Origin of the sequence: Nostoc sp. MS1 (assembly GCF_019976755.1) — a bacterium.
GTDB lineage: Bacteria > Cyanobacteriota > Cyanobacteriia > Cyanobacteriales > Nostocaceae > Trichormus.
In genome coordinates this window covers 124,056-149,333 of the sequence record NZ_AP023441.1, presented here as the reverse complement: position 1 = coordinate 149,333, position 25,278 = coordinate 124,056, and the positions used below count along the sequence as shown (strand labels likewise).

Here is a 25,278-nt window from a genome sequence, read left to right as displayed (position 1 = left end):
CTACGCTTTGGGATGAAAATAAGCGATCGCAGGCTTGCTGATGGTAAATTGGTGGCTGTTTTCGTCGGCGATGCACACGCAGTTTGGATCTTGCCATAAGACTCTGCCTGTGATTACGTCTCCTGTTAGCAGTTTGAACTCTACGGCTACTGCTTGTTTAATGAGGTTTTGTACTTGCCGAATGCTAGGCAAGGAAGTGTCAAATTCAGTTATAGCCATTTTTGATAATGATGAAATAATTGAGGGATTAGGTAATGGGTAATGGGTAATAGGTAATGGGTAATAGGTGAAAGTACATTCTCAATTACTAATTACCTATTACCAATCACCAATCTCTGAATCATTGATAATTCATCATTGGAAAAATGGCAATCGAATTTACTAAGTATCACGGTCTGGGTAACGATTTTATTTTGATTGATAATCGCACTGCTAAAACGCCGAAAATCACTCCAGCACAGGCTGTGCAGTGGTGCGATCGCCATTTTGGTATCGGGGCTGATGGTGTTATTTTTGCCTTGCCTGGAGAAAAAGATACTGATTACACGATGCGGATTTTTAACTCCGATGGTTCGGAACCGGAAATGTGTGGAAATGGGATTCGCTGTTTGGCTGCTTTCTTAGCAGATTTAGAAGGGGTTTCTCGCACCAAGGATTCCTATCGGATTCATACTTTGGCGGGTGTGATTACACCTCAATTAACCCCCGATGGGCAAATTAAGGTGGATATGGGTTTACCTCGGTTACTGGCTGGGGAAATTCCTACAACTCTGGCGGCGGCTGATGCAAAGGTGATTAACCAACCCTTGGAAGTAGAAGGGCAAACTTGGGAAGTTACCTGTGTAAGTATGGGGAATCCTCACTGTATTACTTTTGTGGATGATGTAGCCGCAATTCCTTTAGAAGCCATCGGCCCTAAATTTGAGCATCACGCAGCATTTCCCCAACGGACAAACACCGAATTTATTCAAGTGGTAAGTCGTGATTACTTGAAGATGCGTGTTTGGGAACGTGGCGCAGGGATTACTTTAGCTTGTGGTACTGGTGCTTGTGCTTCCTTGGTGGCGGCTGTGTTGACTGGCAGAAGCGATCGCATTGCTACTGTAGAATTACCTGGAGGCCCTTTGGAAATTGAATGGTCAGAAGTAGACCAGAGAATTTACATGACTGGCCCAGCCGACCGAGTTTTCACTGGTAAACTGTAATGGTTTTACCTTGAGTATTGAGATAGTAGTGCCAGAGTATTCTGGCTGCTACTGCTCTCCACGGTCGCCAATTTTCGGCGATCGCTTCCAATTGTATGGGTGTAGGGCGTGTTGCTAAACCTTTCAGTTGCTGTGCAGCAATTATTAACCCTAAATCGCCTCTAGGAAAAGCATCACGGTGTTGCAGCGCCATTAGTAGGTAAATATCTACTGTCCAGTCACCAATGCCTTTAATCCGCTTTAACTGGCTTCTAATTACATTGTCGTCCATTGCGGCTAAGTTGCCTAAATCAAGCTCACCTTTGACAATGGACTCTGCTAATCCTCGACAATATAAGCTTTTTTGCCGACTAAAACCAATTAGCCTTAATTGACTATCATCGAAGGTCAAGAAATTTTCTGGTGTTAAGGGTTTGACAATCTCAGATAAACGATTAAATACCGCCTTCGCCGCCGCTAAGGAAACCTGTTGTTCCAAAATTATTTTCACGAGTGTTGCAAAGCCAGCCTCTCGTTTCCACATGGGAGGCGGCCCCAGCGTCTCTAAAACCCGCGCTAAATCATTATCAAGATTTGCCAGCACCGTCAAAGCATCCTTAAAACTTGCAGGTGTCAGCAATTCTAGTTCAGACATGGGAGTAACATTTTTATCATATTATAGCGTTTCCTAATCTGCTGAATTACTTAGTACATTGTTAATAAAACTGGTAAAACCTCGGCGTTTAAAAACATTACTGTACTTCACTTAGCCCGGAATCGTTATACAACATACATTCTTGCTAAATACTAGTTACCTTCAAGGGAAGAATTGTTTTTTTCCACACACAAATTTGTAGGACTTATACTTCTGAAGAAGATTTTAAATCAAGCCCAGAATGCGAAGAGCTTAAAAAAAATAGCAATTGAGGGACTACGAACTTACTTAAATTTTGCTCTACGGGTACTTGCAAAAAGAACCAAAGAATATTATCAGAATATCGGTGAAGAAAATCCTTTTCTAGACTGATTTATCAATAGATGATTGAAAATTGTAGCTTTTCCACAATTGTTAGTATAAAGTGCTATGTATTGCTATTTCATACAAAAAGACGGAGTAGTAATTCACTTTTTGATAGATAAAACTAGGCAGCAGAAAAATTTAGATACCAATAAACTGTTACAAGTTTGGGTGTTTATGAATTGAGTACACCTTCATCATTTTTGATATATTCATGATTAGGGATTCTCAGCTTAGTATAAATACCACTTAAATGAACACTTTCTGGTGTCTGGTGCAGTTCTACACAACATTTATGCACTGCGGCTTGATACTCGCGCCATTGCTTACGAATGACTTTACTAGCTTCATCTTGACCTAAATCTGCAAACTTTAACCCGGCTCTATTCAACCAAACTTCTACATCAGTTGTTTCACCAAGAACTTCTTGTATATTATTGATACTTTCCATAACATTAGTATATGTGTTATAAAATGTGCTTAACTTTACCTTATGCTTAGATATTCATAGTAGCAAGTACATTTTTTTTTCAAAACGATAAGCAAAAATAATTGACAAATTGTTGTTTTTGTATATAAATCAAGAGCGTGATTTTAAGTTATGTGGAGAAAGTAACAGCAACGCCTATCCAGATTTGATTATTCACCAGTGTAGAAGCTAATGAAAGCAGTATGACACGGAGATAAGATAGTGCAAATCACGAAGCGCAATGTGGACTTGAGGGTTGATGACAGCTTAATGCGCGTTTATGTCGCTTCTCCTAAACCAGCCGGAGTTTACCCTGGCATAATATTCTACAGTGATATTTATCAGTTAGGCGGGCCGATAATTCGGTTAGTTAATTACTTAGCAGGATTTGGTTATGTAGTAGCAGCACCAGAGATTTTCCATCGCCTGGAGCCAATTGGACAAGTAATTGAACCGGATGATTTGGGAAGAATGCGGGGTAATGATGATGCGCGACGGACAGCGATCACAGAATATGATGCAGATTGTCGTACTATCATTGATTTCCTCAAGGCAGATACGGCAGTTGCAGCCGATAAAATCGGGACGGTTGGCTTTTGCATTGGTGGACACTTAGCTTTTCGCGCCGCCTTTGCAAGTGAAGTTAAAGCTGCTGTCTGCTGCTACCCTACAGGGATACCCAGTGGTAAGTTAGGTAAGGGTGTAGCTGATACTATCCATCGGGTGAGTGAAATTAAGGGTGAGTTACTGCTGATATTGGGGACACTTGATCCACATATACCAGAAAGCGATCGCCAAACTTTAATTAAAGCCATTGAAGATGCTGGCGTACTTCACAAAGTAGTTCTCTACGAAGCCGAACATACTTTTATGCGCGATGATGGCTATCGTTACGATGCTGTTGCAGCTACCTCTGCGTGGCGGGAAATAGTGGAGTTTTTAGGAGGAGTATTCTAAATCATTACTTCATGCAATGCCAACAATAATTCATTTACTGTGTAGGGTTTGGCTAGGAATGAGTTAGCGCCAGTATTGACTATTTCGTTGAGCTTGGTTTTAGAAATTAGTCCACTGGTGGCAATAATTCTGACTTGGGGATTAATTTTCTTTAAGGTGCGAATAGTGGTTAGCCCATCTAGGACGGGTAACATAATATTCATCAGTACAGCACTAATTTTATCGGCATTTTTAGCGTAGAGTGCGATCGCCTCCACCCCATCACCAGCGACTAAAGTTTGATATTGATAGCTTTCTAAGGATGTTTTGGTAATCTCCTGTATTGAAGGTTCATCATCAACAATTAAAATTAATTCTCCATGACCTGGAGGCGGTATGAAATGATCACAACTTGGTATTTCTGAATCTGCAACAGCTGGTAAGTAAACTTTAAAACTAGTACCCCTTCCAGGCTCACTATCGACACTAATAAAACCGCCGTGGCTTTTGACTATACCTAAAACGGTGGAAAGTCCTAAGCCTGTACCTTGTCCTATGGCTTTGGTGGTAAAAAATGGCTCAAAAATTCTATCTAAGTTTTCTTCAGGAATACCTACGCCTGTATCCGATACTGTCACTACAATATATGAGCCTTGTTTGGCTTCCAAGTTCATGCGTGCGTAGTTTTCATCAATTAAAAGATTTTCCGCAGAGATTGTTAGTCTACCACCGTCAGGCATGGCATCACGGGCATTGACACAGAGATTCATCAACACCTGATGTAGTTGGGTACTATCTCCTGAAACCATCCATAAATTATTGGGGATATCTGTATAAACCTCGATAGATTTAGGAAATGTCTCTTTTAAAATTTTGATAACTTCGACAATTAAATGTTTGAGTTGTAAAGTGATGCGTTTTCCTTCTACTCCTCTGGCGAACGATAGCACTTGTTTAACTAAATCAGCACCACGTTTAGCATTAATTTCTAAAATTTCTAACAAATGCTGAGTGCGTTCATCTGCGTCGGGAAATTTCAGGGGTAGTAATTGCGCTCCTGCTAAAATTGGTGTCAGGATATTGTTGAGGTCATGAGCAATACCACTAGCAAGAGTACCGATACTTTCTAGGCGTTGAGTCCGAAATAATTGCGCCTCTAAATGTTTTTTCTGAGTAATATCTGTGTCTACAGACAGGATGGATTTTGGTTTTCCTTGTTCATCACAGACTAAACTCCAGCGACTGGCCACTACAACATCTTTACCAGCTTTGGTAACTTTGTTTAACTCACCTTGCCAGTTACCTTGAGAAATCACATTTAATAAAGCTGCTTCGATTTCTGGAGAGGGTTCTCGAAACAAAAGCTCGCTAGTATCTTTACCTATAGCCTCATCCGCTTGCCAACCGTAGAGATTTTCTGCGCCTTGGTTCCAAAATAAAATCTTATTTTCTAAATCACGCACACATATCGCATCTGTAGTGATATTAAGTAAGGCTGCTTGTTCGCGGATTTTGGCTTCTGCTAATTTACGTTCGCTAATATCAATACAGGCACAAGTTACACCTACAATTTCTTGAGACTCATTTCGCAATGGCTCGACAGTTAAATCGTAATATTTTGTACCCAGAGGGGTGTTTATAGATACTATCTGACGAGTCCCTGAGCCTGTGGTGAGTACATTATATTTAATAGCTGTGAGGCATTGGGCATCTTGCTCTGTCATAATTTCAGAGTCTTGTTTACCCAACATTTCCTCCATTGTCCACCCAGTAATCGGGTTATAAATCCAGGTATAACGTAAGTCTGTGTCTTGGTTGAACACAAAAATGGGCGAGTTTTTCAACGCTACCCGAAATCGTTCTTCACTATGACGTAATGCTTCCTCTACTCGTTGGCGTTCTATGGCGTAACGCATAGAACGGACTAATAAATCGCCTGTTACCTGTCCCTTGACTAAATAATCCTGCGCTCCCGCCTGCATAGCTCTGAGTGCTAAGTTTGCATCATCTATCCCGGTTAAGACGATGATGGGAATTGCCTTAGTCTCACGGTTAGCTCTGACAAAGGTGTCTAAACCTTGACTATCAGGTAACGATAGGTCTAATAGCATCACATCAAAGCGCGGTCTGATTCCAGCATAGCGATCGCCTGCTAAAATTGTCAGTGCGTCTGATAATTGTTCAACCGTTTCTAACTCTACCTTGGCTGTATTAACTTCTTTGATTAACTCTTGAATTAAAAAAGCATCGCCAGGATTATCTTCTACCAATAAGACCTTAATAATTTCATCTGCCATTGCCTTTACTCCGGTGGCAGCTTGACGATCGCAAACCAAAAGTTTTCTATGGATTGTACAATTCTAACGAATTGATCAAAGTCAACTGGCTTAGTTATATAACAATTAGCCGCTAAGTTGTAAGCTTTGATAATATCTTCCTCCGCCTGGGAAGTTGTCAATACAACTACAGGAATACGTTTGAGAGAATTGTCTGTTTTAATTTCCGCTAATACTTCCCGCCCATCTTTTCGCGGCAAGTTCAAATCGAGTAGTACGATATCTGGGTGCGGCACATTGGTATATTTATCCTGCTTGCGCAGAAATGCCATTGCCTCTACCCCATCTTCAACTATATTGAGGTTAACTGAGATTTTGCTATCTTCCAAAGCAATACGTGTAAGTTCGGCATCTCCTGGGTTATCTTCTACTAACAAAACCTCAATTGGCATAATCGCTTGTGTAATATTCACGACTGTTTTCCTAGTTGTTCTGGAATTGTGAAGTAGAAAGTCGAGCCTTGACCCGGTTCCGACTCCACCCAGATATGACCACCGTGGCGTTCTATTATCTTCTTACATATTGCTAAACCAATACCTGTACCTGGGTATTTACTTCTACTATGTAGGCGTTGAAAAATGACAAAAATTCGCTCGACATACTGGGGTTCTATACCGATACCATTGTCGCGGACTGAGAATAGCCATGTTTTTTGGGGAGTGGGGAGTGGGGAGTGGGGAGTGGGGAGTGGGGAGTGGGGAGTGGGGAGTGGGGAGTGGGGAGATGAGGGAGTGGGGGGAGATGGGGAAGTGGGATTTTGTTTTGACTGTTGACTGTTGACTGTTGACTGTTGACTATTGACTATTGACTTCTCAACCAACCCAATATGAATTTTCGGTGCTGCATCTCGGCGGAATTTGATGGCGTTGGCGATGAGGTTTTGCAATACTTGGGTGAGTTGGGTGGGGTCTGCCATGACTGTGGGTAAGGGGTCGTGGGTGATGACTGCACCAGATTCTTCAATGGCGATTTTAAGATTGGCGATCGCTCGTTGTAAAATTACACCACAGTCAACTGAGACAAATGGTTGTCCACGGGTGGTTACTCGTGAATAATTTAGTAAGTCGTTGATTAAGGTCTGCATCCGTCTTGCACCATCGACGGCGTAAGTAATGAACTGTTCGGCGTTACTATCTAGTTGACTTTTATACCTCCTTTCCAATAATTGCAAATAACTAGTCACCATCCTTAAGGGTTCTTGCAAGTCATGGGAAGCTACATAGGCAAAGTTTTCTAGTTCGGTGTTGGAACGAGCTAGTTCTTGACTTTGTTTGGTTTGTAGTTCTAATAATTGCCCTTGGGCTAAAGCGATACCAATTTGGTTGGCTAGTTGTTGTAATAATTCCAACTCAGAGTTATTCCAATGACGGGGGGAAGTACATTGATGGGCGATGAGTAAGCCCCAAATGCCATCACGGTTGAGAATGGGAACTACGAGGTTAGCTTTCACGCCAAATTGTTGCAAAAACTCTCGATGACAGTCTTGAATATTAGCCTTGGCAATATCAAAGATGGCGCTAACTCTACCTTGGCGGTATTTATCTACATAATCTTCTGCAAAACAGGGATCAAGTATATTTTGTCCTAAAACTACTGGCCAGCCGGGAAGAACAGCCTCTTGGACTACTGTTCCTGAACCATCAGCCCACAGTCGAAAAATCAATACTCTGTCAGCTTGCAAAAGCTTCTGCACTTCGTTAACCGATGTTTGCAGAATTTCGTCTACATCCAGGGTTTCGCGGATTTTCAGGGTGATTTCTGCAAATAACTGCGATCGCAAATTTTGTCTTTTTAATTCTTCTTCTGTGCGCTTACTTTCGGTAATATCAGTGTGGGAACCTACCATCCGCACCACATTACCGGCTTCATCCCACAACGCCTGACCTCGATCCAAAATCCATTTATAACTACCATCTTTACACAATACACGATGCTCAGTTACGTAATATGGCGTTTTATTGGCGAAATGGTCTTGAATTGCCTCCATTACCCAATCAATATCATCGGGATGCACTCGCTTTGACCATTCATCAAAATTATTGGTAATTTCGTGGTCTTCATACCCCAACATTTGTTTCCAACGTGTAGAGAAGAAGACTTTGTTTGTCTTAACGTTCCAATCCCAAATACCATCATTGTTACCATTTAAAGCCAATTGCCAACGTTCTTCACTCTCGCGCAGTGCGGCAGCTGTGTGACAACGTTCGGTAATATCTTGAAAATAAACAGACACACCCTCTTTATTGGGATAGACATGAACGGCAAACCATTTGTGAAGCGGAGGATAAAATTCCTCAAATTCTACGCTGATTTTTTGGGCGATCGCTCTGCGCGTCTCACGATAAAATAAAGAGTCTTCTGTATTGCAAAATACTTCCCAAGCACTTCTGCCTAATAGTTCATCTTGGCTTTTCTGGAGTAACTTAGCTGCTTGACCGTTCACATAGGTAAAGCGCCACTCTTGGTCTATAGCAAAAAACGCATCAGTAATACTTTCTAGAATATTCGCTATTTGCTCCCTTGCTGTCTCTGATGCTGTACGCGCTGCTTGTTCATGATTTACCAACTGTTCGCTAATTCGCGCCACATCAGCTATATTGCGTCTCAGTTCCAACTGGCTAATTACTAAATGGCTTAAAGCCTCCAGCGCGTCAATTTGGGCTTGAGTCAGTTGTTTTGGTTCTCTGTCAATTACACACAGGGTTCCTAAAAAATGCCCATCTGGTGTTAACAGTGACACACCTGCATAAAATCGTACATGGGGATAAGATGTCACGACTGGGTTATGAATAAAGCGATCGTCTGCCAAGGTATCAGGAACTACTACCACACCTTGCTTTTCTTGGCACAGATAAGATAAACCTACTGTTCGCGGCATTTCCGAAACATCTATACCGAGTTTTGCTTTGAACCACTGGCGATTTTCATCAATAAAATTAACTAAAGCTATGGGTGTACCACAAATAAAAGCTGCTAACTGAGCCAGTTTGTCATAAATTTCTTCTGGTTCAGTATCTAAAATTTGATATTGGCGTAGAGCAGCTAGTCTCGCCTGTTCGTTAGTTAAAGGAGATTTCATCCACTTTTACTAGTAGAAACACTACTAAATTTTGTCAAAAAATATTACAAAAAGTAACTAAAAACTTGATTTAAAAACAAAAAGTACAACTAACTTATAGTCTAGACAAAATTATTAAAATGATTTAATTATAAAACAATTATTAAAAATCCCCACCTACAGGGGGATGTGTGCGTAGCTCCGTAGGGGGGATATGGTTAAAATTAAATTAAATGTAGGATTTCTACTTGATAAACGTTTAGTCAACAGTCAACTGTTAAACTGCTGCGACAATTTGCGTTTGCGATCGCCTACGGCGCGGCGTAAGCCGATCGCAATTGCTCAACTAATTGATGTAAGTTGTCTGTATTCAAGCGATAACTCAGAGGATGAGCAATTAAACGGGCTGTACTTTCATACAAAGTAGTGATTTCAATCAAACCATTGTCTTTTAAAGTCCGGCCTGTAGAGACAAGATCAACAATAGCCTCAGACATTCCTGTAATTGGGCCGAGTTCCACAGAGCCATAAAGCGGGACTATTTCCACAGGTAAATCCAAACTTTGAAAGTATTCACGGGCGCAATTGACATATTTAGAAGCAACCCGGCTGTGGGGTGGCAAATCTTGGGGAGATTTGTAAGGACTAGATGCTTTGACAGCCACAGACATCCGACAATAACCAAACTGTAAATCAACTAAATGAGCCACCTGGGGCTGTTTTTCGCGGAGAGTATCGTAACCAATAATACCTATTTGTGCTTGTCCATACTCCACATAAACAGGCACATCTTGCCCCCTAACTAATAATCCTTTTGCCTGTCCACTGGCATCAGTAATTTGTAGCTGACGATTTCCTGAGTCTAAAAAAGCACTAAAATCCAAACCTACAGATTGTAGTAGGCGGATGCTATGTTTGAGTAGTTCCCCTTTCGGCAACGCAACAGTTAACATTCGTTTTCTTGGTATCCTTAGCTAGAGACACTTTCTAGTGTCAATATTGAGAATAAGCTTTTGCGTATCTCATTTGCACATCTTTTTGTGTATGCTGTTGAACGCCAGTTGCTTTAAGTCGGCATTCGCCCTTGGCGTTGCCGGAGGCTAGCCGCCCAACGCACTGGCTCCTGTTGACCGTTAGCTGTTAACTGTCACATGAAAATTTTATTAGTTGATGACGAAGTAGAACTAGCAGAACCTTTAGGGCGTGTGTTAACTCGTGAAGGTTACACCGTAGACTCAGCTTACGAAGGGACAAAGGGTAGTGAAATGGCAAAGGTAGGTAATTACGACCTACTCATTTTAGATTGGATGTTGCCAGGGAAAACAGGCTTAGAGATTTGTCAAGAACTACGCCACCAAGGTAAAGTTACACCAGTTTTATTCCTCACTGCCAAAGATACTCTAGATGACCGCGTACAAGGTTTAGATGCAGGCGCAGACGACTATCTAGTCAAACCATTTGAACTGCGAGAATTACTAGCCAGAGTCCGGGCTTTATTGCGGCGTTCTGGTTCCCAAACCTACGAAGAAGCCCCACCAGGAAGATTAACCGTAGCCGACTTAGAACTTGACTGTGAAAATCAAGTCGCCTACCGCCAAGGACGAGTTATTGAACTGTCGCAAAAAGAAAGCCAACTTTTGCAATACTTCATGGAACACACAGGACAGCTTTTAACCCACGCCCAAATTCTGCAAAATCTCTGGGAAGATAGCGAACCACCAAATAGCAACGTTATAGCAGCATTAATTAGATTACTCCGCCGTAAAATCGAAGTTGGCAAAGAACAACCTTTAATTCACACAGTCTACGGCAAAGGCTACCGCTTCGGCATATCTTCCGTGGAGTGATCTTGGCAGTGTAATTAAACCAGTAACCTATTTCTTGCCTTCTGCTGTAACTATACCTGTTAAATACTAAGGTTTTATCCAATAAGAGCTTTATCAGGTTGCCATTCTGATTGGGAGATGGCGTAGTAAACTACATCTTGACCGTAGTAATAAGCCAACTTTTCATACTTCATCCCGACCTTCTCAATTACCCGCCTTGATGCTATGTTTTGAGGATTAGCGATCGCTACTATCCGTTTTAGTTTGATGGTTAAAAATCCGTAATTTAAAGTAGCAATTGAGGCTTCTGTGCCTAAGCCCAGATTCCAGTAGGACTTGTCTAAAACATAGCCAAGCTCAACTTCATGAGTATTATCCAAAAAACCTAAACCACAACGACCTATCAGTTTACTGCTTTGTTTGTGGACTACTGCCCACATTCCTAAGTTGTGTTCTTGCCATTGTTGGATATGTTTGATTAAACTAGCCTGAGTCTGTTCTCTGCTTCTAGGTGACAAATATTTCATCACTTCTACATCAGAGTACAGACGAAATAAATCTTCAAAGTCGTCTAAAGTGAAGTACCTCAATCTTAATCTGGCGGTTTCTAACTCAGGCATGGCAGTACAGGTACAGCAAATGTTACTTTCAGAAAGGTATTTTGACAATAAAACAGCTAACATATATAGTCCAGTAAAAATTAATATAATGCTCCTACTATGAGCATCTACCAAGCCCCACAAAAATCTTATAAACAAAAGAACCGTTGGCGTAACAATGACTGGCGGCTATTTTTACGTTTAGTTCCTTACGCACGGCGTAATACTAAACTTTTAATACTGTCAATGACATTGTTATTGCCTATCGCCCTAGCCAACGCAGTCCAACCCCTATTAATTGGACAGGCTGTATCTTTAATTCGTAACGAACCCAGCGCCTACGAGTTTCTCAGGAATCGTCCTTTGTCCCAAGGGCTACATATCCTTGAGGGAATCATCCTCCTCACCATTATTGTCCGTTTGGCTATTACTGGTTATCAAGGTTACTTACTCCAGAAATTAGGACAGAACATCACAGCCGCTATTCGCCAAGACTTGTTTTATCATGTCACATCCTTGGCAGTGCGCTTCTTTGACCGGACACCCGTAGGTAAACTAATTACTCGCCTCACTAGCGATGTCGAAGTATTAGGAGACGTATTTTCCACTGGTGCGATCGGAATTGTTTCTAATATTTTCTTGATGGTGGTAATTACTGGTATCATGTTTTCCATCCAGTGGCAATTGGCTTCGTTGCTAGTGGTGTTGTTATTACCAGTAACTTGGTTAATTATTTACTTCCAACGTAAGTACCGCAAAGCTAATTACAAAGCTAGAGAAGAACTTTCGCTATTAAATTCCCAACTCCAAGAAAATATTTTAGGAATTAATGTAGTCCAGTTATTCCGGCGGGAAAAGTTTAATGCAGAGTTATTCCGCAATGCTAACACCCGCTATACACAGCAAGTAGACCAAACTATTTTTTATGATTCGGCTGTTTCCGCCACATTAGAATGGATTGGTTTAATTGCGATCGCCGGTGTATTGTGGTTAGGTGGCTTGTTACTTTTAGAGAAAAAACTCGATTTTGGGACTTTATCCACATTTATTTTATACGCCCAGCGTTTATTTGACCCCTTACGAGATTTTGCAGAAAAATTCACCGTCATTCAATCTGGATTTACCGCTATTGAGCGAGTTAACGATATTCTGGATGAACCGATAGAAATTAGCGATCGCGTCAATGCTCGTCTTTCCGTATACGATGCTAAATTCGGTTACATTGATGAAATCGTCGCAGATTTAGAATCCCAAGGCATCAACGATACCCCCAGCTTAGGGGAAATTCGTTTTGAACATGTTTGGTTTGCTTATAAAGATGATGATTACGTCATCAAAGACTTAGATTTTGTCATTCATCCTGGCGAAAAAGTGGCATTAGTAGGCCCAACAGGCGCAGGGAAAAGTTCTATCATCCGTCTTTTATGCCGTCTCTACGAACCCACTCAAGGACGTATTCTCGTCGATGGTATAGATATCCGTGAGTTACCGCAAGCCGAATTACGCCGCTATATGGCAGTAATTTTACAAGAAGGTTTCTTGTTTACAGGTAATGTCAAAAGTAATATTACCTTGGGTGATTACTATACTTTTGAGGAAATTCAAGCCGCCGCCCAACAAACAAATATTGCCGAATTTATTGAACAATTACCTTCAGGTTATGATACCAAATTACGAGAACGCGGCACAAATCTTTCTAGTGGACAAAAGCAATTATTAGCTTTTGCTCGTGCAGCTATTCGCAACCCACAAATTTTAGTTTTAGATGAAGCTACTGCTAGTTTAGATGTCGGTACAGAAGCTTTAGTCCAACAAGCATTAAACGAATTGTTAATAGGACGGACAGCAATTATTATTGCTCACCGCCTATCTACCATTCGCAACGTAGACAGAATTTTTGTATTAAAACGTGGTGAATTAATAGAACAAGGTAGCCATGAGCAATTATTAAATTCTGGCGGACTTTATTCTACTTTACACAACTTACAAATGTTGGGAACTTAAGGACTATTGCCCAATCACCATTTCTACATCATCTGCTAATAACTTTTCTGCGGCTTCTAACATTGAAGCTGATATATCCTTGAGGTCTTCCCGATTTTGTAAGTAGGTTTTTAATGCTTCCATCGGGTCGATGCTGCTACTAGCACTCAATTCAGGAATGCGGGGTCTGGCTAACTGACTTAACAATTCTGCTTGAATAGTATAAGTATGAGCAGAACTTAAGGCGGTATGAAGGGAAGCGTTATCAATTACATCCATTTGTTCAGAACGGAGTTTGTAAATTAGCCGCACTACCGCATCTTGAATATCATACTTGGCGATCGCTTTGACAATAGCAGCTTGTGGGTCATCGGCTTTGGACACATCCACTTCTATCGTGCGAAAACTCCTCACTGGTAAAGGACAAAACTCCCAATGGACGTTTCCCTTCTCCAGTTCAATCATCACATAACCCTTATCTTCCTTCTCCTCACTAAAATCTACCCGTTCAATACTCCCAGGATAAATCACAGGTGGGTTATTGGATTTGTTTAAGTTCTGATGACGGTGGACATGCCCCAATGCCACATAATCAAAACAGGGACGAGTCAATAAAGATAAGGGTAAAGTAAACCCTTTACCCACAGCTAAATAACGTTCAGCCCCCAAATTAGCATTATCCGCCATTAAATGAGCTAAAAGCACCGTTGGCACATCGGGGTCAAGTCGGCGAATTTCCCCCTCTATCACAACTTGTAACCGTTCTGTTAATAGTTGATTAACCTCAGCTAACGCCAAACCTTCCGTCTCCTGGCGTGTCATCAGTGTGGAACGAGTTAGCCAAGGCAAAGTAATTACCTGCACTTTGCCGTTACGAGTTTGGATATGGTGAGTCATTAACCTATCACCCACAACAAAACCCGGCACTCCCAAAGTGCGGTATATATTTAAACTTGCGCCTCCCTGACCTTGGGAATGCTGGTCATGATTTCCCACTAACAACACCGTGGGAATTTGCGCATCAACCAGACGACGAAACTGACTTGCAAACGCTTCTTGCACATAGGGCGGTGGCGTAGCATCAGGAAACGCATCACCCCCAAATATCACTAAATCTACAGGATCTCCCAACGCCCGATCAATACACACAGATAAAGTATTGACAAAATCCTCTAATCGTGTATTTAATCCCGTGTCTGGATTAATGCGTCCGTGGGAAAAACCGCTTCCCATGTGGATATCAGAAAGGTGAAGGATTTTAATCATGATTAGTCATTAGTCAATAGTACTTTTAGAAAAAATGAAGCACAACAGCAAGATTGAGAAACCCTCTTTAAAGCTTTACGTGACTATCGAAAAGTCTTCAACGATTATGTAAAAAGTTTACATAACGCCCAGTCGTTATGACTGGGCTTTCAAGTAATATCTTTGCAGGTCAAAGCGTTGTTAATAAGATTATCTTATATTAAGCATAAGTATTAATTTTGTTAAATACCTTTACAATCTGTTACAAAGACTCTAAGATAATAGACATAAGCAATTATTCCTGCGTACAAAACGCAACCGCAATCATAAAATTATGACAGCAACCTTACAACAGCGCCAAAGCGCCAACGTATGGGAGCAGTTCTGCAACTGGATCACCAGCACCAACAACCGCCTATACATCGGTTGGTTCGGCGTACTCATGATCCCCACATTGCTAGCTGCAACCACCTGCTTCATCATCGCCTTCATCGCTGCACCTCCAGTAGACATCGATGGTATCCGCGAACCCGTAGCTGGTTCCTTACTATATGGAAACAACATCATCTCTGGTGCAGTTGTTCCCTCCTCCAACGCAATTGGTTTACACTTCTACCCCATTTGGGAAGCAGCATCCTTAGATGAGTGGTTGTACAACGGTGGCCCTTACCAATTGGTAGTATTCCACTTCCTCATCGGCGTATTCTGCTACCTCGGTCGTGAGTGGGAATTATCCTACCGCTTGGGTATGCGTCCTTGGATCTGCCTAGCATTCTCCGCTCCAGTAGCAGCAGCAACCGCAGTATTCTTGATCTACCCCATCGGACAAGGTTCCTTCTCAGATGGAATGCCCTTGGGTATCAGTGGTACATTCAACTTCATGATCGTGTTCCAAGCAGAACACAACATCCTGATGCACCCCTTCCACATGTTAGGTGTGGCTGGTGTATTCGGTGGTTCTTTGTTCAGTGCAATGCACGGTTCATTGGTAACTTCCTCTTTGGTTCGTGAAACAACCGAGAACGAATCACAAAACTACGGTTACAAATTCGGACAAGAAGAAGAAACCTACAACATCGTTGCAGCACACGGTTACTTCGGACGCTTAATCTTCCAATACGCATCCTTCAACAACTCCCGTTCCTTGCACTTCTTCCTAGCTGCATGGCCCGTAGTTGGTATCTGGTTCACCGCGTTGGGTGTAAGCACAATGGCGTTCAACCTCAACGGTTTCAACTTCAACCAGTCGATCATCGACTCACAAGGTCGTGTCATCAACACCTGGGCTGACATCATCAACCGCGCTAACTTGGGTATGGAAGTCATGCACGAGCGTAACGCTCACAACTTCCCCTTAGACTTAGCGTCTTCTGAAGTTGCTCCTGTTGCTATCAGCGCTCCTGTTATCCACGGTTAATCATCGCAGACAAAGCAATAGTTTAGCTTTAAGTCAAAAGCGCTCTCCATTTGGAGGGCGCTTTTGGTTTTGAAGTTAAATTGTCTGCCAACTTCAGATAAAAAATTGGTGTTGCTCAATCAAGGGATGATTCTTGTAGGATAAGCATCCTGCCTGCCCTGAAATACAAGGGACGCTCATGATGCCTACAAAACGAGTAAAATCATCCCGTAGCTTCTCGTAAAGAAACTTTTCACAGAAAAAACCATCAGGTTTAGCCTAACTGTGTGATGCGCCGGAACGAACATTCGACTTTTTACTACCTGTTGCTTTTCGTCGAGCCGATTTTTTAGCTGATGTTTGTGGCAATGGTTTAGCACTAGAGCGAGGCGAATGCTTACTACCTTTGGGTTTATGCTTGCGTTCATCTGAAATGGCTTCGGGCTTGATGTGGGAATTAGCTCCAAAAGCAGTAACTACTTCAAAAGGCAGTCGCTGTTCAATCAGTTTTTCGATATCCGCTAACAGATGGTATTCATCGGCACACACCAGGGATACAGCTTTACCTGACGCACCAGCGCGACCAGTACGACCAATGCGATGAACATAATCCTCTGGAACATTGGGTAAATCGTAATTGACCACATGAGGTAGTTCGCTGATGTCTATACCTCGCGCTGCAACGTCGGTGGCCACCAATACCTGTAAACTGTAGGCAGTCGCTGTTCAATCAGTTTTTCGATATCCGCTAACAGATGGTATTCATCGGCACACACCAGGGATACAGCTTTACCTGACGCACCAGCGCGACCAGTACGACCAATGCGATGAACATAATCCTCTGGAACATTGGGTAAATCGTAATTGACCACATGAGGTAGTTCGCTGATGTCTATACCTCGCGCTGCAACGTCGGTGGCCACCAATACCTGTAAACTGTCGTTCTTGAATTTCTCTAGAGCGTGGGTACGCGCCGACTGACTCTTATTACCGTGGATAGCTAGTGCTTGAATACGCTGCTGGGTCAATTGCTTAACTAGACGGTCAGCACCATACTTTGTCCGAGTGAACACTAGCACTTGATACCAATTATTTTGTCGAATCAGATCAACAAGTAATTGGCATTTCCTGTCACGCTCTACTTTATAGACTTTCTGTGTCACAGTGTCGGCGGTAACGTTGCGGCGTGCCACCTCGATGATTTCCGGGTGATTAAGCAGTCCGGTAGCTAGTGCCTTGATTTTGTCCGAGAAAGTAGCGAAAAATAGCAGATTTTGTCTCTGTTTGGGTAGTAGGGAGATAATGCGACGGATATCACGAATAAAACCCATGTCCAACATCCGATCTGCTTCATCCAGCACCAAAAACTCAATCTGTGAGAGGTTTACCGTCCCCTGCTGCACATGATCTAACAGTCGCCCTGGAGTAGAAACCAGAATATCCACTCGGCCCTTCAAAAGCCGTTTTTGCGGATTAATGCTGACTCCACCGAACATTGCCATCGTGTTCAGTTTCAAATACTTGCCGTACTCACGCACACTTAACTCCACTTGTGCAGCTAATTCACGAGTCGGTGTGAGAATCAGCGCTCGAATGGGTGAGTATTCATTAGATGTGCTTTTAACGCTCTTGTCAGACGATAACTTGTGCAGAAGTGGCAGGGTGAAACTGGCAGTTTTTCCAGTCCCCGTTTGCGCCCCAGCTAACAAATCACGCCCTGACAAGACCGAAGGAATCGCCTGCATTTGGATGGGAGTGGGTTTGGTATACCCTAGCTCTGTGACGGCGCGGACAATTTCATTGGACAAGCCGAGATGAGAAAAAGACATAGAACTCCGTAAATAACATCGGCCTGTCGCTATTGGCGGCATCAGTCTTAGGCAGACGAACAATATAAAACTGGGATGGACGGTGGCGCAAAGACTGATAGCGAATGCCGCAATCCTGCATTTCAACAGAATGCAGTCTATATTGTAACGTCAGTTCGCTTGTTTGAATTGTCGTTAAGCAAACAAGCGAACTGAGGAGTCAGTGCAAGACGAGCATTAATCTTTTCATACACCATACATTTACCTTTTAATCAATAACCTGCCGTCTAATGGACTTAATCTGTCCTCGCTTAGTTTTACTGTCAAGTCGTTTTTTTTGAGAACTGCGAGTTGGTTTGGTAGGTTTACGTATTTCGGGTAGTTCGACTGCGCTTAGTATGAGTTGCTTGAGCCGTTGCAAAGCTTCTTCCCGGTTTTTATCTTGGCTGCGATGTTCTTGAGCTTTGATAACAACAACTCCCTCCTGGGTAATTCGTCGGTCGTTTAGCTTCAATAGTTGCTGTTTATAAAAAGAGGGTAGTGATGAAGCTTTAATATCAAAGCGTAAGTGAATAGCTGTAGCAACCTTGTTAACGTTTTGGCCTCCTGCCCCCTGAGAACGAATGGCACTAATTTCAAGTTCGCTGTCAGGAATGATGATTTTATTTTTAATTTGCAGCATATCTTATATATAACTTACTGGATGCGCTTGCCTGTTCACTAATTACTTCCTCAAAGAAAATAGAAGCTAATGCAGCCTAGCTTTTTACGCTTTGACTATAAGGATATCTGAGGTATCAGTGGCACAGGATGTATCTAAGTTTTGATTTGCGATCGTCTCAGTTTTGTAAATATTTTGTTATACTTATTAATATAAATTCATAAATTAGGTACGATACCACTAAAGAGGAGAATGCCCAATAGCTTAATGAGTGTATGGCTACTAAAGGCAGCTAGGTATGAACACTTCCTCTCAAGATTTTCAGCATTTACCAAAAAAGTTTTCGCCCAGTTGGGCGATTTAACCAACAATGAACCAACCCATGACATTATCTTTAGAACAAGAATTTAGCCTGAGAACCTTTGCTGACCAAGTACAGCAAATGTCCCGTGAACAAGCTCAAGAGTTTTTGCTCATGCTGTATAAGCAGATGATGATTCGAGAATCGACATACCAGGAATTACTCAAGCATGAGTGGAAGCTAGATTCAAACGCTATCTAGGGGTTATTATTTTTGTGGCTCTTGGGAGTACCGGGCTTTAGCTAGGAACGGATTACTCAACAATTAAACTACGAGCCATTCAAAGTCTCTGTGTTACTTTAACAAGAACTACTGCTTATCTCGATTTATTAACTAGAATGAATACAAGCTCTACAATGCAGCGATCGCAAGTTTTATGAAAACATAGTCAAAAGTGTTGTAGTCACCTAAAAAGCAAAACTATAACGAGATTCCAAGGATTCCAATGGACAAGTTGCTACACAGCTTGATCACAATCGAAAAATCTATTCAGATTGCTACTTTAGTCGGGCTAATGCTGTTCTTGGGCTATTTAGGATTTATGGAATACCGTAGCGATCGCACACCTTCTGTCTCAGTAATTTCACCAACAATACAGAATTAGACCTCTTGCAAAAATATATTTCTGCACTCTAGGGGAAAGGGAAAGGGTTTTGAGTTCCTTTCCCTTTCCACTATTTCTGCAAGAAGTCTATTCATGAATACTTAAATTTAGGGGCGTGACTACCACTTACGGAGGGCATTCTTGGCTCAATACCAAGTAAAGTGAATTGGTTTTAAGGATTGTGGAATGAAGAAGAAATCTATCGAGGAGAGGCAAAGTAAGCTAGTTCACGAAAAATTTGCTTGAGATAGGGTCTTGTTTGAGGGATTGAAGGAAATCTCTTAAAGTCATGAGCTTGCCATTTAAGGTAAACTTAGGAGTGCCATTTTGAGAAACAATTCGCACTTCACCATCTTGGATCTGAATCTTACTCTTAATGCTCTCCCATAGAGTATCGAAGCTTTCATCATCCCGGCAACCATTCATTTCAAAGAAATTTTGACGCACTTCGGTTTTAAGAGAGCGTGCCTCTACTTGTTGTAGGCGTGTTTCAAAATGCTTAACTACATCTTCATAACTACTCTCTCTCAAGATTTTGTTTTCAAGTTGAACTTGCTTTAACTCAATTTTTATGGCTTCCAGTTGTGAGGTTAAAACGGCTGATCTCTGGTATTCAAGTTTTAAAGCTTCCTTGGCAGCAGCTAATAAGACTTGATAATTTATCGGCTTTTCCGTTTGATTTTTTTCAGATTCCATATTTATTTTCCAAACCGTAAGTTCTTACACGGATATGGCAGTGAATTGGGCATTATTGCAAACTTCTACTAAAAGAAAGGATTTGATATTAAATCTGTCCTTTATCAAGGATATCTTAAGAGATGACAAAATAAATTTTGAACTGGGATGTAAATACGTTAATACCTTTGGCGAAGTCTCCAAACACCTACACTGAACCAAAATTAAGCCTATTTTATATATCTGCTCAAAAACAATACTTAGTATTAAATTATTTTAAATAAAAGACGAAATTCAGTATTTGCTCATGTGAAATAGATAGTTATGCTTAAATAAAAATTTAAGTAAAAAATAACTGCTATGATGTAAATACACAACGGCAATAACGATGCAAATCATCAGAAATTCATTTGCTATTTTCTAGCAGTTATTTAGCTATCTCTACGAAGGTAAATAAATCTTAGAGCAGTTGATTTGAAATGAATCAGCCACAATAATTTTTTCATCTAAATTGTAGTTTATCTAAGTGCGCTAGTTAATTTACCCCTAGCATTCTAATAGGTAAGCCGAAAATATTTTCTTTTTCTAGGAGTATATTAATGAGCTTGATCATAAAGTCGATTCTTGGTGCAGATAGCGAAGCTCGCTATTTCACCCCTGGCGAACTTGAGCCAATTAAAAGCTTTATTAAGAGTGGTGAGCGCCGTCTACGTCTTGTTCAGGCTTTAAATGAAAACAGGGAGCGTATTGTTAAACAATCTGCAAACCAACTGTTTCAAAAACGCCCAGATATTATCTCTCCTGGGGGCAATGCTTACGGACAGGAAATGACTGCAACTTGCCTACGAGATATGGATTATTATCTACGGTTAATTACTTACAGTATTGTAGCTGGTGATTCAACTCCTATTCAGGAGATTGGAATTATCGGCGCTCGTGAAATGTACAGGTCTCTTGGCACTCCGATTGAAGCGGTTTCTGAAAGTATACGTGCAATGAAGAATGTTGCTACATCTATGATATCAGCAGAAGATACGAACGAATTAGGCGGTTATTTTGATTATTTAATCGCTGGACTTCAGTAGGGTAATAACCATGCTTGACTATTTAAGGCGAAGCTAGCCGCAGTGTTTGACAGAAGTCTAGCTAGAGTTCTACGAAATGTTGAATAAGGTAAAACTTAATCACACTATAACAACTTTATTTATTACTACAATGGAGATTGCTAATGTCTAAGGAAAAAAACGGCAACAAAGAAGTCAAAAAACCAAAGAAAGATCCTAAGAAAAAAAAGGAGAAAAAAGACCCAAATAGATATGATGGGTCAACTTAGCATTACTTTATAAATAGACTCTAAAGCTGATCGTCCGCAGATGATAGCAAAAATTAAAGTTTCTTGCAGGGGTTGGGTTTACAGGGTGCAACAGTGCAGAAGCGATCGCTTTATTCAATTATGCAGCAACCCATGCCACAGATTGACGCAGAAACAAAAGCAGAATTAGCTGCTTTAGAGATACTTTTTTGGAAAAATAATCAAGTAGAGACGTTGTTTACAACGTCTCTACTTCTTCTTAAATATGAATACCACACTCAGTTTTATTGCTTCCGCGCCACCGTCCGGCGCGTTCGTCTTCGCCTTCACCAACTTTGGTGGTGATGGGTTCGTCGCCAATGCTGGGATAACCTTGGTCGTGGAGGGGATTGTAAATTACACCATGTTCGGCTACGTAATCCCAGCTATCTTTACGTGTCCAATTAGCTAGAGGATTTACTTTTAAGCGACCTTTGCCATCTAATTCAAATATAGGCATATTAGCACGGGTAACGGCTTGGTCACGACGGCGGCCTGTAATCCATGCAATGGTGTTGAGTTCGTCTAAACCGCGTTGTAAGGGTTCAATTTTGGTAACTTGGTGGAATTGAGCAATATCTTTATCCCATAGGCCTTCACCGTATTTAGCAACAAAAGCTTCACGGCTGTCTACATCTGGGGTTTTGTAAGTTTGTAGGTCTAAGTTGTATATCTCTTTAGCTTTAGCAACGAGTTCTAAGGTTTGGGGGAAGTGGTAAAGAGTGTCTAGGAAGATTACTGGTACTGGATGCTGGAGTTCACTATAAAGGATATGGGTAATTACCAAGTCATCCACGTTAAAGGCACTAGTTTGTACTAGTCCTGTAGGGATATTTTCTATAGACCATGCAAGAATTTCTTTGGGAGTAGCAGTTTCAAACTGTTGATTTAATTGCTCTAAATCAAATTCGGTTGTTTGGTTTATAGTTACCGTGGAAGCTGTCATGAGAATTTCCAGTTAAATATTGTTACCTTGAGTACATTTCATTTTATAACACAAAGGCTCATACATCGCTCGGATATAAGGGAATTTAGGTAATTATATAGTACGGAAATCACTACTTTGAAGGTACATTTTCTCAAGATAAGTTTCTTCGACTCTTTTTTATATACAAAATTTATTAACTAATGCTTAAAGATATAAATATTTTATTGATTAGTTATTCTAACTATCTTTATAAATGAATTATTAAGCAAACACTATAGTCTTTACTAAGAAAATTTACGCTATTTTAAGTTTTGGCTCTTTTTAATAGCTATTAATACTGAAACTGATATTGTTGAATATAACAGCTAGATTAAAGGATTTTACGGACATGAAAACTACCAAATCCCAAACACCAGTGCGTGAGTATATGTTTTTGGGCGGTTTCATCATGCTGACCAGTGCTAGCATCATCGCCATCATGAGCGTATTTTAGGATTAAGGGATTAATAATTTAATCAAATAAAATTTACAAAACTTCACTCAATTATGAGTGGAGTTTTTGAGTTGTGTGTAAGTTTTATGAAAATGGAGAGTATGAAATGGAGAGTGGGGAATAGGGAGTGGTGAAGAGTTATGATTTAACGTGTTTGTAGCGTAGCAACGTAACCATGACTGAAGGGCAAATATTACTCAAACCTGACACATTGTGGCATCAAGTAAAAGAACAAACGGAATATGCGTTAAATTGTGGTGCGCTGCTATCGATACCGACGGAATTTGAATTTGTTGAACAGGATGGAGTTAACTTTTTAGTCAGGATATTAGCTAATCTGGCTCGCAAGAATGCAGCCAAAAAAAAGCAGAACAAGCAAGCTGCGGCTGGCAAGGATTTTAATCCCTTTCTGCCTTACGAACAGGATTTATTTATCTCAGATATTTCTGAGACTCATGTATGTATATTGAATAAATTTAATGTTGTTGACTATCATTTACTGATTATTACCCGCCATTTTGAAGAACAGGAAAGCTTGCTGACAGTAGAAGATTTTGCTGCTATGTGGGCTTGTTTGGCAGGGATGGATGGTTTAGTGTTCTACAATAGTGGGAAGCTTGCAGGCGCTAGTCAAAGACATAAACACTTGCAACTAGTACCATTACCTTTTGCAGCATCACAACCGCAGATACCCATTGCACTACTATTAACATCAGCAAAATTTTCAGATGCGATCGCAACTATACCAGGGCTACCATTTATCCATGCTTTCGCTAAATTACAACCAGCTTGGATAGATTCGCCCTTAGTAGGGGCGCAAGCAACCTTAGAGATTTATCATAAGTTAATGTGTGCCGTAGGTTTAGAGGTTGATGGTAATCAACAACCCGGTGCTTATAACTTATTAGCCACAAGAGAATGGATGTTGATTATACCGCGATCGCAAGAACATTTCCAATCTATTTCCGTCAACTCTTTAGGGTTCGCCGGCGCTTTGCTAGTTAAGAACGAATTAGAAATGCAACTCCTCAAACAACACGGCCCCATGAATATTCTTAAAGAAGTTGGAATTAGTCAGTTGACAGTTGACAGTTGACAGTTTGTTTTTTCTCCCCTCCTCCCTCATCTCCCTCATCTCCCTCACGCCTGCCTCCCACTCTCCCCTTTGACTACAGCAGAGGCTATCAAATGGGCTAGGCGTAAGGCTTCGGGAACGTGGCCGCAGTCTGTAAGTTGTTCTAAAACTTGGGCTGTAACTTCAGCATCAGCACCGCAAACTTGAAAATAAAATGGGGGATGTTCATAAACAGGGCCAGCACGACGCAAAACTTCTAGGCGTTTGTCTGGGTATGGTAATCTTTGCATAGCGTGGATGATAGCAGTTAGTCTGGGTTGCTTTCGCATCACGGCAATACAAGGACGTTCTAGTCGTTCTGATAGTAAGGGTAAGTCAACTATATTAAAACCACCTAAAGAAATTCCATCTAACAAAACTACATGAATTTGGGAGAGAAATTTACCTCCTATGAGTAATTGACAGAGAGTATCGGTTGCATTCCAGCCGTCAGCGTCTATTTCCCCCCAAACCATACCCTCAAACCGGGTTCCGGCACAAATAACTCCTGCAACTCCTACAGGTTGAGCCGTATGCCGCACAAATGGCGCATCATCAAAACCTATAGCGCGGATTTTACGACGATTTCGCAGCAGAGTTTCTAATTCCATGATGTTTGCCTTCGGCAGAGGCAAAATAATCATACACTCATCTAATCTAAATTTACTCTTTAGGTGCTAAAACTATGCTTTCTTCTCAAGGTATAAAGTATGTGTAGATAACAGAAAATATATTTAGAGAGAAATTTCTATGGCAACTTACCAAGAAAACCTAACTAACGACGAACGCATTGAAGAACTAATTTCCGAAAAAACTAGCATTAATCATGTAGAAATCATTGAAAATGTCATCGACTCTCTAGAACAAGATGATAGTGCAATGGTTAGCCACACTCCAGAGGGTGGTTATCTATGGAAGTTCAAATATGGCACTGTCGAAGTATTTGTTCAACTGACTGGAACAACCGATGAAGATACTATTACAGTGTGGTCAACTGTTCTCCACTTACCAGCTAAGGATGAACCTAAGTTATTGCGTCATCTATTGGAGTTGAACTGTTCTGGTACTTTTGAAGCCCGTTTTGGCATTATTGAAAATCAAGTAGTGGTTATTTCTATCCGCACCTTGGCAGAAATATCTCCTGGGGAAGTCTCACGGCTGATTACTATTGTGGCTACTGTCGCCGATGACAATGATGAAGCCTTACAATCAGAATTTGGTGCAGCTTAAGTA

At 41.2% G+C, this 25,278-nt stretch carries 24 protein-coding genes and 1 pseudogene; 10 read left to right on the top strand and 15 right to left on the bottom strand.

The window, feature by feature from the left end; genetic code table 11:
* Positions 1-219, bottom strand: coding sequence for an Hfq-related RNA-binding protein (locus NSMS1_RS00645; protein WP_067768339.1), 219 nt, complete (start codon positions 217-219; stop codon positions 1-3).
* Positions 220-365: 146 nt separating this feature from the next.
* Between NSMS1_RS00645 and dapF the strand changes: the two genes are divergently transcribed.
* Entirely contained in the window at positions 366-1,205 is an 840-nt protein-coding gene (gene dapF / locus NSMS1_RS00640) for a diaminopimelate epimerase (RefSeq protein ID WP_224089958.1), read from the top strand.
* Here dapF and NSMS1_RS00635 read toward each other — a convergent pair.
* Together NSMS1_RS00635 and NSMS1_RS00630 are read right to left on the bottom strand one after the other, a co-directional pair.
* Positions 1,189-1,839, bottom strand: a complete 651-nt coding sequence (locus NSMS1_RS00635; protein ID WP_224089956.1) for a DNA-3-methyladenine glycosylase family protein — start codon at positions 1,837-1,839, stop codon at positions 1,189-1,191. The genes dapF and NSMS1_RS00635 overlap by 17 nt on opposite strands.
* 538 nt (positions 1,840-2,377) lie before the next feature.
* The gene (locus NSMS1_RS00630; protein ID WP_224089954.1) at positions 2,378-2,653 is read right to left on the bottom strand and encodes a hypothetical protein; all 276 of its coding nucleotides are present in this window, start codon (positions 2,651-2,653) and stop codon (positions 2,378-2,380) included.
* A gap of 240 nt (positions 2,654-2,893) precedes the next feature.
* On the opposite strand from NSMS1_RS00630, the gene NSMS1_RS00625 reads away from it, so the two are divergent.
* Positions 2,894-3,628: a dienelactone hydrolase family protein gene (locus tag NSMS1_RS00625; protein ID WP_224089944.1), complete on the top strand. Its 735-nt coding sequence runs from the start codon at positions 2,894-2,896 to the stop codon at positions 3,626-3,628.
* Here NSMS1_RS00625 and NSMS1_RS00620 read toward each other — a convergent pair.
* From NSMS1_RS00620 to hisG, 4 genes are all read right to left on the bottom strand, one after another.
* On the bottom strand, positions 3,625-5,904 hold the full coding sequence (locus NSMS1_RS00620) for a response regulator (RefSeq protein WP_224095411.1): 2,280 nt from the start codon (positions 5,902-5,904) through the stop codon (positions 3,625-3,627). The genes NSMS1_RS00625 and NSMS1_RS00620 overlap by 4 nt on opposite strands.
* 5 nt (positions 5,905-5,909) lie before the next feature.
* Positions 5,910-6,335, bottom strand: a complete 426-nt coding sequence (locus NSMS1_RS00615; RefSeq protein WP_224095410.1) for a response regulator — start codon at positions 6,333-6,335, stop codon at positions 5,910-5,912.
* A gap of 17 nt (positions 6,336-6,352) precedes the next feature.
* Positions 6,353-9,022: a GAF domain-containing protein gene (locus NSMS1_RS00610; RefSeq protein WP_224089942.1), complete on the bottom strand. Its 2,670-nt coding sequence runs from the start codon at positions 9,020-9,022 to the stop codon at positions 6,353-6,355.
* A gap of 290 nt (positions 9,023-9,312) precedes the next feature.
* Positions 9,313-9,954, bottom strand: a complete 642-nt coding sequence (gene hisG, locus NSMS1_RS00605; protein ID WP_224089939.1) for an ATP phosphoribosyltransferase — start codon at positions 9,952-9,954, stop codon at positions 9,313-9,315.
* 198 nt (positions 9,955-10,152) lie between these two features.
* On the opposite strand from hisG, the gene rppA reads away from it, so the two are divergent.
* Positions 10,153-10,848 (top strand): two-component system response regulator RppA, encoded by a 696-nt coding sequence (gene rppA / locus NSMS1_RS00600; RefSeq protein ID WP_224089912.1) that lies wholly within the window; start codon positions 10,153-10,155, stop codon positions 10,846-10,848.
* Positions 10,849-10,922: 74 nt separating this feature from the next.
* On the opposite strand, the gene NSMS1_RS00595 is transcribed toward rppA, so the two are convergent.
* Positions 10,923-11,447: a GNAT family N-acetyltransferase gene (locus NSMS1_RS00595; protein ID WP_224089911.1), complete on the bottom strand. Its 525-nt coding sequence runs from the start codon at positions 11,445-11,447 to the stop codon at positions 10,923-10,925.
* A gap of 99 nt (positions 11,448-11,546) precedes the next feature.
* Between NSMS1_RS00595 and NSMS1_RS00590 the strand changes: the two genes are divergently transcribed.
* The gene (locus NSMS1_RS00590; RefSeq protein ID WP_224089894.1) at positions 11,547-13,430 is read left to right on the top strand and encodes an ABC transporter ATP-binding protein; all 1,884 of its coding nucleotides are present in this window, start codon (positions 11,547-11,549) and stop codon (positions 13,428-13,430) included.
* A 3-nt stretch (positions 13,431-13,433) separates the two neighbouring features.
* Here the strand turns inward: NSMS1_RS00590 and sbcD are convergent, their stop codons facing one another.
* Positions 13,434-14,675 (bottom strand): exonuclease subunit SbcD, encoded by a 1,242-nt coding sequence (sbcD, locus tag NSMS1_RS00585; protein WP_224089893.1) that lies wholly within the window; start codon positions 14,673-14,675, stop codon positions 13,434-13,436.
* 313 nt (positions 14,676-14,988) lie between these two features.
* Here sbcD and psbA point away from each other — a divergent pair, with 313 nt between their 5' ends.
* On the top strand, positions 14,989-16,071 hold the full coding sequence (psbA, locus tag NSMS1_RS00580; RefSeq protein ID WP_224089891.1) for a photosystem II q(b) protein: 1,083 nt from the start codon (positions 14,989-14,991) through the stop codon (positions 16,069-16,071).
* A 258-nt stretch (positions 16,072-16,329) separates the two neighbouring features.
* Here psbA and NSMS1_RS00575 read toward each other — a convergent pair.
* From NSMS1_RS00575 to arfB, 3 genes and pseudogenes are all read right to left on the bottom strand, one after another.
* Positions 16,330-16,758: pseudogene (locus tag NSMS1_RS00575) on the bottom strand (helicase-related protein); the annotation flags it as partial.
* Positions 16,716-17,879, bottom strand: coding sequence for a DEAD/DEAH box helicase (locus tag NSMS1_RS00570; protein WP_224089882.1), 1,164 nt, complete (start codon positions 17,877-17,879; stop codon positions 16,716-16,718). The pseudogene NSMS1_RS00575 and the gene NSMS1_RS00570, both read right to left, overlap by 43 nt.
* Positions 17,880-18,126: 247 nt before the next feature.
* The gene (gene arfB, locus NSMS1_RS00565) at positions 18,127-18,540 is read right to left on the bottom strand and encodes an alternative ribosome rescue aminoacyl-tRNA hydrolase ArfB (protein WP_224089880.1); all 414 of its coding nucleotides are present in this window, start codon (positions 18,538-18,540) and stop codon (positions 18,127-18,129) included.
* Between the two features lie 349 nt (positions 18,541-18,889).
* Here arfB and NSMS1_RS00560 point away from each other — a divergent pair, with 349 nt between their 5' ends.
* Both NSMS1_RS00560 and NSMS1_RS00555 read left to right on the top strand, forming a co-directional pair.
* A complete protein-coding gene (locus tag NSMS1_RS00560; RefSeq protein WP_224089878.1) occupies positions 18,890-19,081 on the top strand; it encodes an NblA/ycf18 family protein in 192 nt (63 codons plus the stop codon).
* A 244-nt stretch (positions 19,082-19,325) separates the two neighbouring features.
* Positions 19,326-19,484: a hypothetical protein gene (locus NSMS1_RS00555; RefSeq protein WP_224089869.1), complete on the top strand. Its 159-nt coding sequence runs from the start codon at positions 19,326-19,328 to the stop codon at positions 19,482-19,484.
* Positions 19,485-19,706: 222 nt separating this feature from the next.
* Here the strand turns inward: NSMS1_RS00555 and NSMS1_RS00550 are convergent, their stop codons facing one another.
* Positions 19,707-20,180 carry a hypothetical protein gene (locus tag NSMS1_RS00550; protein ID WP_224089867.1) on the bottom strand — a complete coding sequence of 158 codons (474 nt, stop codon included), beginning with the start codon at positions 20,178-20,180 and terminating at the stop codon, positions 19,707-19,709.
* Positions 20,181-20,758: 578 nt separating this feature from the next.
* Between NSMS1_RS00550 and NSMS1_RS00545 the strand changes: the two genes are divergently transcribed.
* Complete coding sequence (locus NSMS1_RS00545) at positions 20,759-21,244, top strand: allophycocyanin (protein ID WP_224089865.1); 486 nt, start codon at positions 20,759-20,761, stop codon at positions 21,242-21,244.
* 486 nt (positions 21,245-21,730) lie between these two features.
* Here the strand turns inward: NSMS1_RS00545 and cysH are convergent, their stop codons facing one another.
* The gene (gene cysH, locus NSMS1_RS00540; RefSeq protein ID WP_224089863.1) at positions 21,731-22,456 is read right to left on the bottom strand and encodes a phosphoadenosine phosphosulfate reductase; all 726 of its coding nucleotides are present in this window, start codon (positions 22,454-22,456) and stop codon (positions 21,731-21,733) included.
* A 650-nt stretch (positions 22,457-23,106) separates the two neighbouring features.
* On the opposite strand from cysH, the gene NSMS1_RS00535 reads away from it, so the two are divergent.
* A complete protein-coding gene (locus tag NSMS1_RS00535; protein ID WP_224089861.1) occupies positions 23,107-24,027 on the top strand; it encodes an ATP adenylyltransferase family protein in 921 nt (306 codons plus the stop codon).
* 44 nt (positions 24,028-24,071) lie between these two features.
* Here NSMS1_RS00535 and NSMS1_RS00530 read toward each other — a convergent pair whose 3' ends face one another.
* A complete protein-coding gene (locus NSMS1_RS00530) occupies positions 24,072-24,689 on the bottom strand; it encodes a DUF99 family protein (protein ID WP_224089850.1) in 618 nt (205 codons plus the stop codon).
* Positions 24,690-24,795: 106 nt separating this feature from the next.
* Between NSMS1_RS00530 and NSMS1_RS00525 the strand changes: the two genes are divergently transcribed.
* Positions 24,796-25,275 carry a YbjN domain-containing protein gene (locus tag NSMS1_RS00525; protein ID WP_224089841.1) on the top strand — a complete coding sequence of 160 codons (480 nt, stop codon included), beginning with the start codon at positions 24,796-24,798 and terminating at the stop codon, positions 25,273-25,275.
* Positions 25,276-25,278: the final 3 nt, after the last annotated feature.

Bases quoted from the DNA above. Each gene is read 5' to 3' on its own strand.
- NSMS1_RS00645 (WP_067768339.1), bottom strand. From the start codon at position 219: ATGGCTATAACTGAATTTGACACTTCCTTGCCTAGCATTCGGCAAGTA.
- dapF (WP_224089958.1), top strand. From the start codon at position 366: ATGGCAATCGAATTTACTAAGTATCACGGTCTGGGTAACGATTTTATT.
- NSMS1_RS00635 (WP_224089956.1), bottom strand. From the start codon at position 1,839: ATGTCTGAACTAGAATTGCTGACACCTGCAAGTTTTAAGGATGCTTTG.
- NSMS1_RS00630 (WP_224089954.1), bottom strand. From the start codon at position 2,653: ATGGAAAGTATCAATAATATACAAGAAGTTCTTGGTGAAACAACTGAT.
- NSMS1_RS00620 (WP_224095411.1), bottom strand. From the start codon at position 5,904: ATGGCAGATGAAATTATTAAGGTCTTATTGGTAGAAGATAATCCTGGC.
- NSMS1_RS00615 (WP_224095410.1), bottom strand. From the start codon at position 6,335: ATGCCAATTGAGGTTTTGTTAGTAGAAGATAACCCAGGAGATGCCGAA.
- NSMS1_RS00610 (WP_224089942.1), bottom strand. From the start codon at position 9,022: ATGAAATCTCCTTTAACTAACGAACAGGCGAGACTAGCTGCTCTACGC.
- hisG (WP_224089939.1), bottom strand. From the start codon at position 9,954: ATGTTAACTGTTGCGTTGCCGAAAGGGGAACTACTCAAACATAGCATC.
- rppA (WP_224089912.1), top strand. From the start codon at position 10,153: ATGAAAATTTTATTAGTTGATGACGAAGTAGAACTAGCAGAACCTTTA.
- NSMS1_RS00595 (WP_224089911.1), bottom strand. From the start codon at position 11,447: ATGCCTGAGTTAGAAACCGCCAGATTAAGATTGAGGTACTTCACTTTA.
- NSMS1_RS00590 (WP_224089894.1), top strand. From the start codon at position 11,547: ATGAGCATCTACCAAGCCCCACAAAAATCTTATAAACAAAAGAACCGT.
- sbcD (WP_224089893.1), bottom strand. From the start codon at position 14,675: ATGATTAAAATCCTTCACCTTTCTGATATCCACATGGGAAGCGGTTTT.
- psbA (WP_224089891.1), top strand. From the start codon at position 14,989: ATGACAGCAACCTTACAACAGCGCCAAAGCGCCAACGTATGGGAGCAG.
- NSMS1_RS00570 (WP_224089882.1), bottom strand. From the start codon at position 17,879: ATGTCTTTTTCTCATCTCGGCTTGTCCAATGAAATTGTCCGCGCCGTC.
- arfB (WP_224089880.1), bottom strand. From the start codon at position 18,540: ATGCTGCAAATTAAAAATAAAATCATCATTCCTGACAGCGAACTTGAA.
- NSMS1_RS00560 (WP_224089878.1), top strand. From the start codon at position 18,890: ATGAACCAACCCATGACATTATCTTTAGAACAAGAATTTAGCCTGAGA.
- NSMS1_RS00555 (WP_224089869.1), top strand. From the start codon at position 19,326: ATGGACAAGTTGCTACACAGCTTGATCACAATCGAAAAATCTATTCAG.
- NSMS1_RS00550 (WP_224089867.1), bottom strand. From the start codon at position 20,180: ATGGAATCTGAAAAAAATCAAACGGAAAAGCCGATAAATTATCAAGTC.
- NSMS1_RS00545 (WP_224089865.1), top strand. From the start codon at position 20,759: ATGAGCTTGATCATAAAGTCGATTCTTGGTGCAGATAGCGAAGCTCGC.
- cysH (WP_224089863.1), bottom strand. From the start codon at position 22,456: ATGACAGCTTCCACGGTAACTATAAACCAAACAACCGAATTTGATTTA.
- NSMS1_RS00535 (WP_224089861.1), top strand. From the start codon at position 23,107: ATGACTGAAGGGCAAATATTACTCAAACCTGACACATTGTGGCATCAA.
- NSMS1_RS00530 (WP_224089850.1), bottom strand. From the start codon at position 24,689: ATGATTATTTTGCCTCTGCCGAAGGCAAACATCATGGAATTAGAAACT.
- NSMS1_RS00525 (WP_224089841.1), top strand. From the start codon at position 24,796: ATGGCAACTTACCAAGAAAACCTAACTAACGACGAACGCATTGAAGAA.